11 protein-coding genes are annotated in these 12,764 nt (G+C 66.6%); 7 read left to right on the top strand and 4 right to left on the bottom strand.

What is annotated here, in order from left to right; all coding sequences use genetic code 11:
• Positions 1-21: 21 nt before the first annotated feature.
• From NIBR502770_RS17510 to NIBR502770_RS17520, 3 genes are read right to left on the bottom strand one after another with little or no spacing between them, the layout of a single operon-like run.
• Complete coding sequence (locus tag NIBR502770_RS17510; RefSeq protein ID WP_210418882.1) at positions 22-846, bottom strand: DUF1932 domain-containing protein; 825 nt, start codon at positions 844-846, stop codon at positions 22-24.
• Positions 836-2,248 carry an aminomethyl transferase family protein gene (locus NIBR502770_RS17515; RefSeq protein WP_141182797.1) on the bottom strand — a complete coding sequence of 471 codons (1,413 nt, stop codon included), beginning with the start codon at positions 2,246-2,248 and terminating at the stop codon, positions 836-838. Before NIBR502770_RS17515 ends, NIBR502770_RS17510 begins: the two co-directional genes overlap by 11 nt.
• Positions 2,249-2,266: 18 nt before the next feature.
• Positions 2,267-3,616, bottom strand: coding sequence for an aminomethyl transferase family protein (locus NIBR502770_RS17520; RefSeq protein ID WP_141182798.1), 1,350 nt, complete (start codon positions 3,614-3,616; stop codon positions 2,267-2,269).
• A gap of 206 nt (positions 3,617-3,822) precedes the next feature.
• Between NIBR502770_RS17520 and NIBR502770_RS17525 the strand changes: the two genes are divergently transcribed.
• The 7 genes from NIBR502770_RS17525 (at position 3,823) to NIBR502770_RS17555 (ending at position 11,495) form a co-directional block, all read left to right on the top strand.
• The gene (locus NIBR502770_RS17525) at positions 3,823-4,914 is read left to right on the top strand and encodes a 4-oxalomesaconate tautomerase (protein ID WP_141182799.1); all 1,092 of its coding nucleotides are present in this window, start codon (positions 3,823-3,825) and stop codon (positions 4,912-4,914) included.
• Between the two features lie 37 nt (positions 4,915-4,951).
• Positions 4,952-5,917, top strand: a complete 966-nt coding sequence (locus NIBR502770_RS17530; RefSeq protein WP_141182800.1) for a VOC family protein — start codon at positions 4,952-4,954, stop codon at positions 5,915-5,917.
• A gap of 273 nt (positions 5,918-6,190) precedes the next feature.
• Positions 6,191-7,453, top strand: a complete 1,263-nt coding sequence (locus tag NIBR502770_RS17535; RefSeq protein WP_246857305.1) for an aldehyde dehydrogenase family protein — start codon at positions 6,191-6,193, stop codon at positions 7,451-7,453.
• Positions 7,454-7,576: 123 nt separating this feature from the next.
• Complete coding sequence (locus NIBR502770_RS17540) at positions 7,577-8,470, top strand: methylenetetrahydrofolate reductase (RefSeq protein ID WP_246857306.1); 894 nt, start codon at positions 7,577-7,579, stop codon at positions 8,468-8,470.
• Positions 8,471-8,481: 11 nt separating this feature from the next.
• Positions 8,482-9,354, top strand: coding sequence for a formyltetrahydrofolate deformylase (purU, locus tag NIBR502770_RS17545; RefSeq protein ID WP_141182801.1), 873 nt, complete (start codon positions 8,482-8,484; stop codon positions 9,352-9,354).
• Positions 9,355-9,392: 38 nt separating this feature from the next.
• Complete coding sequence (locus tag NIBR502770_RS17550) at positions 9,393-10,805, top strand: aminomethyltransferase family protein (RefSeq protein ID WP_141182802.1); 1,413 nt, start codon at positions 9,393-9,395, stop codon at positions 10,803-10,805.
• Between the two features lie 69 nt (positions 10,806-10,874).
• Positions 10,875-11,495: a PadR family transcriptional regulator gene (locus tag NIBR502770_RS17555; RefSeq protein WP_141182803.1), complete on the top strand. Its 621-nt coding sequence runs from the start codon at positions 10,875-10,877 to the stop codon at positions 11,493-11,495.
• Between the two features lie 15 nt (positions 11,496-11,510).
• On the opposite strand, the gene NIBR502770_RS17560 is transcribed toward NIBR502770_RS17555, so the two are convergent.
• Positions 11,511-12,764: an ABC transporter substrate-binding protein gene (locus tag NIBR502770_RS17560; protein WP_141182804.1), complete on the bottom strand. Its 1,254-nt coding sequence runs from the start codon at positions 12,762-12,764 to the stop codon at positions 11,511-11,513.

Consider the following 12,764-nt stretch of genomic DNA (forward strand, 5'->3'; position numbering starts at 1 on the left):
GGAAGACGGCTGCGGGCGTAGTCAGGAAGGACTGTCCGCAACCTGTTCCTGCTGCCGGAGCGCGAGCGAATGCAGCCACTCGATGCTGGCGTCCGTTACCGGATGGGCGGTCCCGAGCGACTCCAGGAACTCCCGCACCCCAACCATCTCCGCCTCCCTCCGGACGGCATGCAGCCGCGTCCCCTCAAGCATCCGCGCCACCAGCGCGTCGCCTGACGGGCCAAGTTCCGCTGCGATCTGGCTGATGATCCAGTCTTTTGCCCCTGCCGCCTCGGCGGCCGTGACCGCCTCCAGGACGGATGCGGCCAGTCCCTTCATGAACACGCTGCGGAGCAGCTTCCGGCCGGCGGCAGCACCGGCTTCGCCGCCTGCGCCGGCCGCCGGGATACCCCATCCGGTGAAGAGTGACAGCAGGGCATCAGCCCCCGTGCCGCTAATCAGCAGGGGCGAATTGATCCGCCCGCGGGGAACGGGCGCCAGGATGGCGACGTCGGCGAAAAGGACTCCGCTCCTGGCGGCCCGTTCCGCCAACTGCCGCTTTTGGCCCGGTGCCGCGGTGTTCAGGTCCGCGAAGACGGCTTCCGGGTCTATGGCGGCCAGCGCCTCCGCAAGGACGGTTTCCGCCGCGCCGGCACCCACCAGGCTGATCACCAGGCCGGCGCCGGCCACCGCTTCGCTGATTCCAGGGGCCTGCAGCACCCCCGGCGGAACTGCCTGGACCACCGGATCCGTCCCCGTCACCCGCAGTCCACGGCCGGCCAGGTCCTGGGCGTAGATGCTCCCGGCTTCTCCCAGGCCCAGGACGGCGACAGCGGGGCCGGCCGTTCCCACCGGCCTATCGGGCACCGGCGGCAGCGGTCCGCCAGCCGCCGTGGTATTCAGTGCGGGCTGTCACCGCGTAGGGGGCGGGGCTGACGACGGCCCGGACACTGATTTGTTCATGCGGTTCCACGGTAGTCTTCCGGGACCCTCCGTCGGGTTCGCCCCAGACAACCCGCACCTCGGTACCGATCTCCACGTTGGGGTCTACCGTGGCCAGCGAGAGGCCGCGGCGTTCGTTGGCCGTCACGCCGGTGAAGAGCGACAGGCCCACCCCCGTCCCGTCGGCGTCGATGACGGCGTCGTAGTTGGAGGACCCGTAGTTGGCGTTGGGGACGTCGAAGAACTGGTAGCCGGGCTTGTCCCGGTCCAGGAACGACGCCCAGATGGCGGCCAGGTCCTCGTCGTTCCAGGCGAGGGTGACTTTTTTTCGCTGCGCAGCAGGATCGACCCCCTGGAGGGCGTCGCGGCCAATGAAGTCGTGATCGAATTTCACGAAGGAGCCGTAGCCCAGTTCCCAGGGGGTGAGGTAGTAGTCCTCGATGTTGCCGGAGACAAACGAGCCGGCGAGCGCGTTGACCGCTTCATAGCTGGTTGCCGGCAGCCATTGGCGGTAGGCGCGCTCGGCGTCGCTGCTGTAGATTGCCGGCAGCGGCGAGGGGATCCAGCCCGATTCCAGTGTGTTCGAGGAGTAGGCCCGCGACCCGCACGGTTCCAGCCCGAACTCAGCCCCGGCCTCGAGCACGGCATCACGGATTTTTCCGTGCTGTTCGTAGGGTCCCCAGATTTCAAGCCCCGGCGCTCCCGCCATGCCGTGGCGCAGAGTCCGCACCTGTTCCCCGGCGATGCCCAGGTGGCCCATGTGGAAGAACTTCACCTGCTCCAGGGTTCCGCCGTTGAGTTTCTCGATGATCTGCCAGGCGCTGGGGCCCTGGATCTGGAAGCGGTAGTACTTACGGCTGACCGGCTGTCCGTACGGGCGCGACGGCGACCTGTCATCGTAGGTGCATTCGACGTCGTACCCGCCGGTTTCGGCGTGGAACTGGAGCCAGTTCGCAGCCGGCGCGCGGCCCACGTAGACAAACTCCTGGTCTTCCAGGTGGAACAGGATGCCGTCGCCGATCACCCCGCCGTTGGAGGCCGTGGGGACGAACTGTTTGGCGGTGTTGACCGGGAAGTTGGCGAAGCTGTTGATGCCGGTGTCCGAGAAGAGCTTCAGGGCATCGGGGCCCTTTACGAAGAAGTTGACCATGTGGTGGGACTGGTCGTAGAGCACCGCGGTTTCGCGCCACGCGCGCTGCTCGCGCCGCCAGTTGGTGAATTCTGCCGGGACCACGGGGTAGATGTAGGTGCCGAGTTGGGAATTGCGCAGCAGTTCGACGGTATTGCCCGCCGCATCGAGCACGTCCTGCAGGGATTTCGGGGCCATGGGCTGTTCTCCTTCGGTTCAGTGGGTGGCGCGGTAGCTCTCGCGTGCGTATTGCACGAAGGGAGCGGGGGCGACGGTGGCTCGGATGGGGACCTGCCGGTGGGGTTCCACCTGCAGTTTGGCGGAGTTGGGCTCTTCGCCCCAGAGCACGGTGACCTCGGCGCCGTCCTCCAGTCCCTCCACCGCCGCCAGGGAAACAAAAGAGTGCTCGTTGGCGATGTAGCCGCAGTCAAAGGACTGGCCCACCGTGACGCCGTCCTGGAGCACCCGGTCCACCTGGAAGAGGGCATAGCGGGCCTTGGGCAGGTCGATGTATTTGGCGGGGAGGCCGGGACGCAGGATGGAACCCATCACGTCCTGGAGGTCGTCGGGGTTCCAGACGAGTGTCACCTTGCGGCGGGAGGAGGTGCGGGAGAGCGCTTCCAGCGCCTCCCGCCCCACGAAGTCGTGGTCGAACGCGATGGAGCGGCCGTACCCGAGCTCGTACGGGGTCAGGAAGTAGTCCTCGATGTCCGCTGAATCGAAACTCCCGCCCAGGGAACCGGCCGCTGAAGCCGGAAGCCATTCGCGGTAGCCGCGCAACCGTTCGTCCGTGAAGACCGCCGGCACGGGCGAGGGCACCCAGCCGGACTCAAGGTTCGCCGTCGAATAGCCTTTTGCCCCCACCTGGGTCAGGCCGAACTCCCCGCCGGCCTGAAGCAGCGCGTCCCTGACGCGTCCGCCCTCTGCCCAGGGGCCGAACAGCTCAAAGCCGGGCTGTCCGGCCATGCCGTGCCGGATGGCCCGGACCTGCAGTCCGGCGATGGGGAGGTGCCCCATGTGGAAGAACCCGAGTTGCGGTACCGGGGCGCCGGTGAGTTTTTCGACGATGGCCATGGCGGTGGGCCCCTGGAGCTCGTAGCGGAACAGGCGGGGGTCACCGGCGCGGACGATCGAGTTTCCGTCCCGGGAAACTTTAACGTCGTGGCCTCCGGTTTCGGCGTGGTACTGCACCCAGTCGATGGCCATCGGGTGGCCCACCAGGTTGAAGGACCGTTCGTCAAGATGTGCCAAAATGGCGTCGCCGATGAGCTGCCCTGAATGGTTCACCGCAATGAACTGCTTGGCACGGTCCACGGGAAAGTTCGCGAAAGAGTTCACCGCGAGCCCGCGCAGCAGCCCCTCCGCGTCGGGCCCGGAGAGGAAGAGATCGGTCATGTGGTGGGACTGGTCCAGGAGGGCGCAGGCCGTACGCCAGGAATTCTGCTCGGAGCGCCAGTTGCTGAACTCCGCCCGGACGGGAAAAACGTGGGGGCCGGCCGGGGAATCACGTAGAAGCTGGACCGGTGAAGCGGCCCGGTCCAGCGCTTCCTGCAAAGTCCCTGTCACTGTGAAATGCCTGTCACTGCGAACTCCATCGTTCGGTCCACGGCGGAGGGCAGCCCGGGACGTCCAGTACCAACACGATTGCTAACAAAATTGTATCGGATGTCTTGACCAAAGTTCCAGAGCGTGGTTTTCTGGCACTGTCCGCCGGAAAGGACTGACCATGGGCCGTCCAGGCACCATGCCCGCCGTGGAACGCGAGGGTGCACATGCCGGGTACAGAGGGGATCCCCTGCCTCCTGATGCGGGGCGGGACCTCCAAGGGTGCGTTGTTTTTGGCCTCGGACCTGCCTGCCGACCCCGCAGAACGCGACGACCTGCTGTTGCGGATCATGGGCTCGCCTGATCCCCGCCAGGTGGACGGACTGGGTGGGGCGCACCCCTTGACCAGCAAGGTTGCCGTCATCTCGCCGTCTTCGGACGCCGGCGCGGACGTGGACTACCTGTTCCTCCAGGTCGCCGTGGACACCGCACTGGTCAGCAGCCGGCAGAACTGCGGGAACATCCTTGCGGCCGTGGGGCCCTTCGCCGTGGAGCGGGGCCTGGTGCAGCCGGCCGACGGCCAGACCGAGGTGCGCATCCGGATGCTGAACACGGGCAGCATGGCCACGGCGCGGTTTGCCACCCCCGGCGGGGTGGTGGATTACGACGGCGGCCCGGCGGCAGGCGGGGCGGTGGCCATCGACGGGGTTCCAGGTACGGCGGCAGCCATCCGGCTCAATTTCGAAGGCACCGCGGGATCTTCGACCGGTGCCCTGTTTCCCACAGGCCACGTCATGGACCGCGCGGACGGGGTGGACCTCACGTGCGTTGACAACGGAATGCCCACCGTCCTGATGCGCGCCGCCGACCTGGGCGTCGCCGGGGACGAGGCCCCCGCAGACCTTGAGGCCAATGCAGGCCTGGCACAACGGTTGGCCGGGCTCCGCCTCGCGGCGGCGGACCTGATGGGCATGGGCGATGTCAGCGCTGCCACCGTGCCCAAGCTGGTGCTGCTGGCGCCGCCGCGGGAGGGGGGTGCCATCGCCACCCGCAGCTTCCTTCCCGTCCGGGTCCACACCTCCATCGGCGTGCTGGGAGCACTCACCGTGGCGGCCGGAGTACTGGCCGAAGGATCGGTGGGCCACGGCCTGGGCGTCCTTCCTTCACCGGGAGAACCCTTCCGGGTGGAACACCCCAGCGGGCACTTCGACGTCGAGGTGTCCATCGAGGCCACCCCGGACGGCTACACCGTGACCCGCTCAACCGCCCTCAGGACGGCACGGAAGATTTTCGATGGACGCGTCTTCCCGCGCCCCTGACGCCTGCACAACGACCCCTTTTAGAGAGGACAGCTTCATGACCGGGTATACCTCGTTCGACGTCGCCCACCTGGGAAACGTGGAACTGCTGACCCCCGTCTTCGAGGAAAGCCTGTGGTTCTTCCGCGACCTGCTCGCCATGCGCGTCGTGGCGGAGACCAGCAGCGCCGGCACGAAGTCCGCCTACCTTCGCACCTGGGACGAATACCAGCTCTACACCGTCAAACTCACCGCCTCGGCCGATGCCGGCGTCGGGCGAACCACCTTCCGGGCCACCAGCCGGGAGGCACTGGAGCGCCGGGTCGCCGCCATCGAAGCCACCGGCCTGGGCATGGGCTGGGAAGACGGTGAAGTGGGAACCGGGCCCACCTATTCCTTCCGGGACCCCGACGGGCACCTCTTGGGCATCTATTACGAAACCGAACGGTACGTGGCCACGGACGACAAACCCGCCCTGAAGAACCAGGCCTCGGCCTTCCCCGGCCGGGGAGTCAACGCCCGGCGGCTGGACCACATCAATTTCCTGGCCAAGGACGTGGAGGCCAACGGGGAGTTCGTGGCCCAGGCGCTGTGCGGGCGGGAGAGTGAGCGCATCCGGCTCGACGACGGCGGATACGCCGCCTGGTGGTTCCACTTCAACAACAAGTCCTACGACATCGTGTATTCCGACGACTGGCTCAAGCACGGCAACCGGCTCCACCACGTGGCGTTCGCCCCCGATACCCGCGAGGACATCCTGAAGGCCGCGGACATCTTCCTTGAAAACGGCATCCACATCGAGTCCGGTCCGCACAAGCACGCCATCAACCAGACGTTCTTCCTGTATGTCTGGGAGCCCGGCGGCAACCGGATCGAACTGGCCAACGCCGGCGCCCGCCTGCTGCTTGACCCGGACTCGCCCGTGGTCGAGTGGAGCCAGGAGGAGCGCCGCAAAGGGCAGGCCTGGGGCATGAAAACCATCGAGACGTTCCATACGCACGGAACGCCGAACGTCAGCCAGTGAGAAAATTAAAGGATCCCGGCAGTACCGCACAGAGAGGTGCATCATCATGACCAACACAGTGGACACGTCCGCCCCGGTGACCACCGGCCTCTTCATCGGAGGCACCGAGCGCCAGGCCGCCGCCACCATGGAGATTGCCGATCCCGGCAAGCCCGGCACAGTGGTGGGCCACGCCGCGGCCGCCGGGCCGTCTGACGTCCAGGATGCCATCGCCGCGGCAAAGGCGGCCTACCCCGGATGGGCTGCCCTGGGGCTCAGGAGCGAGCGGACCGGATGCGGCAGGCGCTGGAAGGCATTGCGGACTTCCGCGATGAGGATGCAGCCATCCTTTCGCAGGAAAACGGCAAGATCCGCATGGAAGCCTGGGTGGACTCGCTGGTGTTCGAGATCAGGTGGAACCTCGCGCTGGAACTGGCTCCCGACGTCGACACCGCCAAGACGCTGCCGCCCGCGCCCGGCATTCCCGTCTCCACGTCTGTCACCTTCCAGCCCCTGGGCGTGGTGACGGTCATCGTGCCCTTCAACTGGCCCATTGCCATCCTCGCGGCCTCGCTGCCGCACGCACTGCTGGCAGGGAACACGGCAATCGTTAAGCCGCCGCCCACCGCGCCGCTGGCAACCACGCGCGTGGTCCAGCGGATTGCCGAAAAGCTTCCGCCAGGGGTGCTGAACGTGGTGACCGGCAAGGACGCGGACATGGCCGAACTCATCACCAGCCCGGACATTGCCAAGGTCTGCTTCACGGGAAGCGTGGGCGGCGGCAAGCGCATCATGGAAATGGCCGCGAAGTCCCTCACCCGCGTGACGCTTGAACTCGGCGGGAACGACGCCGCCGTCATCCTCCAGGACGCGGTCCTTGACGACACCCACCTGGACCGGCTCTATGCCGCCATCTTCGACACGACCGGCCAGATCTGCATGAACGCAAAGCGGGTCTACGTGCACCGTTCGCGCCTGGACGAGGTGGTGGACGGGCTCTCGCAGCGGCTTGAAAAGGCGGTCATCGGCTACGGGCTCGACGACGGGACCACCATGGGTCCGCTGCACTCCCCCGTGCAGAAAGCCTTCGTGGCCGAACTCATCGAGGAGGCCAAGGAAGCGGGCGCCGATGTCAGGGAGTTCGGCACCCTTCCCTCGGACCCTGAACTGCACGGCGGGAACTTCCTGCGCCCGGCACTGGTCATCGATCCGGACCCCTCGCTGCGGGTTGTCACCCAGGAACAGTTCGGGCCCGTGATCCCCCTGATCCCGTTCGACACGGAGGACGAGGCGGTGGAGGCGGCGAACGCCACCTGGGCGGGCCTGTGCGGTTCGGTGTGGACCGCCGACCCGGCAGCGGCCGACCGCGTGGGCGGCAGGCTGGTCTGCGGCTACGTCTGGGTGAACGACCACGGGGCAACCCGCCTGGACCTGCGCGCACCTTTCGGCGGCATGAAGCAGTCCGGCATGGGCCGGGAACAGGGCATCGAAGGGGTCCGGGCCTTCCAGGACACCCGCGCCATCGCCCATCTCGAACCGGGCGCAGCCGAAGGGTAGGGCCTGCGGACGGCCGGCAGGCAAGAAGGGATCAGCAATCCCCGAATAACTATCGACATTACCTATGCTCATAGGTAATCTTGGAGGCGGGTGCACCGCTGCACCCGCCGAAAGGATGACCTGATGGCGACTCGAACCATGCCCGCCCCCAACCGGGCAGCATCCCTGGAACTCATCAAGAACTTCTCGCTGGAGATGACCGGCAAGGACATTCCTGCCCTCATCGAGGCAAAGGACGGCATTCCGCCGGGCACCCGCATCAATGTCACCTTCCTCGGCAACGAGGACCTGGAGATGCGGGTGGCCGCGGCCAAGGCGGCCCGGGACCTGGGGTTCATCCCTGTGCCGCACGTTTCGGCGCGCCGGCTGAAGTCGAAGGGCGACTTTGAGGAGTTCCTTGGGCGGCTCCAGGAGGTGGGCGCCGCCGAGCATCTTTTCGTGGTGGGCGGCGACCCCGCAGAACCGGAGGGCCCGTACGGGGACTCCCTGGCACTGGTCAACACCGGGCTCCTGCAGCAGTACGGGGTTCGGGAGGTGGGAATCGGCGGGTATCCGGAAGGCCATCCGGACATCCGCAAGGAAGATCTCTGGCGTGCCCTGGAGGACAAGTCCGCAGCCCTCGCCGCGCAGGGGCTTAAGGCCTCCATCATCACGCAGTTCGCCTTCGACACGGCGCCGGTTGCCGCGTGGATCGACGAGGTCCGGGCCAGGGGCATCCAGGCTCCCATCCGCGTAGGCACGCCAGGCCCGGCCGGAGTCAAGCGGCTCCTCGGTTTCGCTCGGCGCTTCGGCGTGGGAGCCAACGCCATGATCGTGAAGAAATACGGCTTCTCGCTGACCAACCTGATGGGCGACGCCGGCCCGGACCGGTTCGTCAACGATCTGGCCGCCGTACTTGCAGACCACGCACCACGTCCGGACCACCACCTTCCGGCGCAGGTAGGGCTTCACTTCTACACTTTTGGCGGCCTGCTGGCCACGGCCAACTGGGTCCGGCACTTCACCGAAGAGGGCTAGGGCGGCAAGCCATGGTCCTGCACACCGAATCCCGCAAGGACCAGTCCTGCCTGATCGTCCACGGGCCGGACCAGCCGGGCATCGTGGCTGCCGTAGCCGCCCTGGTGACCCGCAACAGGGGAAACATCGTGTCCCTGGACCAATACTCCAGTGATCCTTCGTCGGGTGATTTCTTCCAGCGGGTGGTCTTCAACCGGCCGGACCTGTCCGCCGCCATGCCCGGGATCGAGGCCGACCTCGCCCGGACGCTCACGCCCCTGGGGCTGGCCTGGACGCTGACCGACCGCTCCATCCCCAAGCGCATGGCCATCCTGGTCTCCACCTCAGACCACTGCCTGCTCGAACTCCTGTGGCGGCACCGGAGGGGCGAACTGCCGGTGACCATCCCCATGGTGATCTCAAACCACACCAACACGGCGGAGGACGTGCGGTCCTTTGGTGTCCCGTTCTTCCACGTCCCTTCCGCCGGTCCGGACAAAGGCGCGGCCGAAGCCCAGATCCTGAAGCTCCTGGAAGGGAACGTGGACTTCGTGGTGCTGGCCCGGTACATGCAGATCCTGTCCCCCGGATTCCTGGACGCGGTTTCCGTACCGCTGATCAACATCCACCATTCCTTCCTGCCCGCGTTCGTGGGCGCCGCCCCCTACCGCAAGGCGAAGGACCGGGGCGTCAAGCTGATTGGCGCCACCTCGCACTACGTAACCAAGGACCTGGACGAGGGGCCCATCATCGAACAGGATGTGGCCCGCGTGACGCACGCCCACTCGGCGCAGGACCTCCAGGCGCGGGGCGCCTACGTGGAACGCGCGGTGCTCTCCCGCGCCGTCCAGTGGCATGCCGAAGACCGGGTCATCCGGCACGGCAACCAGACCATCGTCTTCTGAGACCCACCAACAATCCGATACAGAACAAGAGGTTCAACGTGGCACCGAAAAACCTGCAGGAAGTCCTCGACGCGTCGAAAGGGGCCGTGGATCTCCTCCGCAACTCCCAGATCGGCTCCTACATCTACCCGGTGGTGCCGGCCGACTTCCAGAACTGGATCAAGGAGCAGACCGCGTGGCGTCAGACGGCTGTGCTGTACGACCAGTCCCACCACATGGACAACCTGTTCCTGAAAGGCCCGGACGCCATCAAGCTGATCACGGCGACCGCCATCAACTCCACCGCCACCTTCCCGGTGAACAAAGCCAAGCAGTACGTGCCCACCACAGAGTCCGGGCACGTGATCGGCGACGGCATCCTCTTCCACGAGGCGGACGACGAGTACGTGTACGTGGGCCGCTCCCCGGCGGCCAACTGGCTGCTCTACCACGGCGAAACGGGCGGCTACCGGGACCTGGACATCACCGTGGACCGGCGCTCCCCGTCGCGGCCGTACGGCCACCCGGTGACCCGCCAGTACTACCGCTTCCAGATCCAGGGACCCAACGCCTGGCAGGTGATCGAAAAACTCAACGGCGGAGCCCTGGAGCAGCTCAAGTTCTTCAACATGTCCACCATGACCATTGCCGGCACCACGGTCCGCACGCTGCGCCACGGCATGGCCGGCGCGCCGGGACTGGAGGTGTGGGGACCGTACGCGGACCACGACCGCATCCGCGACGCGATCGTTGACGCCGGAGCCGAGTTCGGACTGGTCCCCGTCGGTTCCCGGGCGTACCCGTCCAACACCCTCGAATCGGGCTGGATCCCGTCTCCCCTTCCCGCCATCTACACCGGCGAAGCAGAGCGCGGCTACCGTGAATGGCTGCCGGCAGATGGCTACGAAGCAACCGGGACCCTGGCAGGATCCTTTGTGTCCGGGAACATCGAGGACTACTACCTGACCCCGTGGGAGCTGGGCTACGGCTCGTTCGTGAAATTCGACCACGACTTCATCGGCCGGGACGCGCTTCAGAAAATCGACCCCGCCGCCCAGCGCAGGAAAGTCACCCTGGCCTGGGACGCCGAAGATGTCACCTCCATCTTCGCGTCGCTGTTCGATGTGGACGGACCCAGCTACAAGTTCTTCGACCTGCCCTTGGCAAACTACGGCTCGGCCAACTACGACTCCGTGGTGGACGCCGACGGAACCGTGGTGGGCTACTCGATGTTCACCGGCTACAGCGCCAACGAACGCCGCGCCCTCTCGCTTGCAACGATTGATCCCAACGTTCCCGAAGGCACGGAACTGAAGGTGGTATGGGGTGAGCCCAACGGCGGCACTGCCAAGGCCGCCGTCGAACCCCATGTGCAGACCGAGGTGCGTGCGGTGGTCAGCCCCGTGCCCTACTCGACCGTGGCCCGCGCCACCTACCACGGCGGGTGGCGGACGAACTACCAGTCGGCCTAGGCTGGGGACCCCGGAGTGCGGGGGCGCGTGCGCCCCCGCACCTTCCTTGAGCCCTTGGAGGAGTACCGCATGAGCCTTCGGTACGCGCTGCTTGCGCTGCTGCGCGTGGGCCCGCTGTCAGGCTATGAACTGCAAAAGCAGTTCTCCATGTCGGTAGGCCACGTGTGGCACGCCCCCGACTCGCAGATCTACCCTGAGCTGCGCAAGATGGAGGCGGAAAACCTCATCGAAGGTGAGGAGCAGCCCCGGGGCCAGCGCGCCACGCGGCGGCTGTACCACGTGACGGATACCGGAAACCAGGCCTTCCTTGACTGGATGCAGACCCCCTTGGAGTACGCCCGGGTCCGCGACCCCGCCCACCTGCGGGCCGCCTACCTGGAAGCAGCGTCACCGGAGGCCGCGCGGGCGTTCTTCCGCCGGCATATGGACCAGTGGGAGTCCGAACTCGCCCAGTGGGAGGGTGAACTCCAGCGCATCGACCAGGTGGACAACCCAATGCTGGTGCGCCGCCTGGCCGTAACGGATCCGGCCGACCGTGAACGGACCATAGCCTTTAAGCGGTTTACCTACGAGGGCCTGGTGGACCGGGCCCATGTGGAGATCGCGTGGGCCCGGCGCGGGCTGGAACTGGTGGACACCCTCGAGTCCGGGGGCGGCGCCCGGCCGGAGCCGAGCGCCGCCCGCGCCTAGCGGATACCGCCCTGGTCAGCCAAAGTTCTCGGCCGTTGCGTAGCCCTTGCCGTTGTACTTCTGCACCACCACCGAGGACACTGCCGGCTGGCCGTCCACCGTGGTGTTGACCGACGTACCTTCCAGCATCAGCGGCGCCTTCAGGTCCTTGATGTCCCGCAGCGCCGTCATGAAGCTGTCCCGGGTGGGTTCCTTCATGTTCTGGAACGCCTTCTCAAGGGTGGCGCCCACCATGTAGCTCCACATGCAGTGCGGGAAGGCCGGCATATCCGGGTAGTTCCCGTACTTCTTGAGTTCGTCAAGGAATTTCACGACGTCGGGGTCCTTGGCGAACGAAGGGCTCTGCGGTGCCTTGGCAAAGGACACCGAGTAGATGCCGGGGTAGGCGGCAGCACCGCCGGGCTCAAGGATCGCAGTGGGGCTGGACGTATTGGAGGGCAGGAACCAGCTGGGCTTCCAGCCGATCTGCTGCGCCTTCTGCAGCGCGGCGATGGTCAGCGGCGTGATGGACATGGCGTTGAAGAAGACGTCCGCTCCGGAGGAGGCCAGCTGGGTGAGCTGGGCATCAACGGATGTGTCGGTGGCCTCGTAAGTCTGCTCCCCCACCACCGAGATGTTGGATGCTCCCTGGATGGCTTCCTTGAAGCCGGCAACGTAGCCCTTGCCGTAGTCATCGTTCTGCGACAGGATGGCCACCTTGTGCTGCGCGCCCGACTTCGCCAGGAGCTTGCCGAAGGCGCCCCCCTCATTCTGGTAGATGGGCACGAAGCCCAGTTGCCACGGGCTCTGCTTCCGGTCGCTGAAGAGCGGGTCACCGGTCATCACCAGCACCTGCGGGACTTTCTGGCTGATCGCGGCGTCGCGGAAAGCACGGTTGGTGGGGGTGCCCAGGCCGGCCGTGGCGGCAAAGACGTTGTCCGACACCATCTGCTGGAAGTTGGCCAGCGACTTTTGCGGATCGTAGGCGTCGTCGTAGGACTTGATGTTCACGGTTCGCGTCTTGCCGTCGCCAAACTTCACGCCGCCGGCGGCGTTCGCGGCACCGAAGTAGGCCGAGACGCCGGCCACGGTGCACTTGCCCGGCCCTGCGGTGGCGCCGCTAAGGGGGGTGGTGATGCCAAGCGTGATCGCCGAGTCCGTGATCCCGGGAGAGGACGCAGAACCGCCGCCGCCCTGGCCGCCGCTATCGCCCCTGCAGCCGGACAGGGAGAGCGCGAGGGCGGCTGTCACGGCAACGATGCCAAGTACCCCGCCGGGCTTCTTTCTCAT

The organism is Pseudarthrobacter sp. NIBRBAC000502770 (assembly GCF_006517815.1).
Taxonomy (GTDB): Bacteria; Actinomycetota; Actinomycetes; order Actinomycetales; family Micrococcaceae; genus Arthrobacter; species Arthrobacter niigatensis.

What these genes read in the sequence shown, in the direction of transcription:
- NIBR502770_RS17525 (WP_141182799.1), top strand. Translation starts at nt 3,823, where the DNA reads ATGCCGGGTACAGAGGGGATCCCCTGCCTCCTGATGCGGGGCGGGACC.
- NIBR502770_RS17560 (WP_141182804.1), bottom strand. Translation starts at nt 12,764, where the DNA reads ATGAGAAAGAAGCCCGGCGGGGTACTTGGCATCGTTGCCGTGACAGCC.
- NIBR502770_RS17555 (WP_141182803.1), top strand. Translation starts at nt 10,875, where the DNA reads ATGAGCCTTCGGTACGCGCTGCTTGCGCTGCTGCGCGTGGGCCCGCTG.
- NIBR502770_RS17530 (WP_141182800.1), top strand. Translation starts at nt 4,952, where the DNA reads ATGACCGGGTATACCTCGTTCGACGTCGCCCACCTGGGAAACGTGGAA.
- NIBR502770_RS17540 (WP_246857306.1), top strand. Translation starts at nt 7,577, where the DNA reads ATGGCGACTCGAACCATGCCCGCCCCCAACCGGGCAGCATCCCTGGAA.
- NIBR502770_RS17515 (WP_141182797.1), bottom strand. Translation starts at nt 2,248, where the DNA reads ATGGCCCCGAAATCCCTGCAGGACGTGCTCGATGCGGCGGGCAATACC.
- purU (WP_141182801.1), top strand. Translation starts at nt 8,482, where the DNA reads ATGGTCCTGCACACCGAATCCCGCAAGGACCAGTCCTGCCTGATCGTC.
- NIBR502770_RS17535 (WP_246857305.1), top strand. Translation starts at nt 6,191, where the DNA reads ATGCGGCAGGCGCTGGAAGGCATTGCGGACTTCCGCGATGAGGATGCA.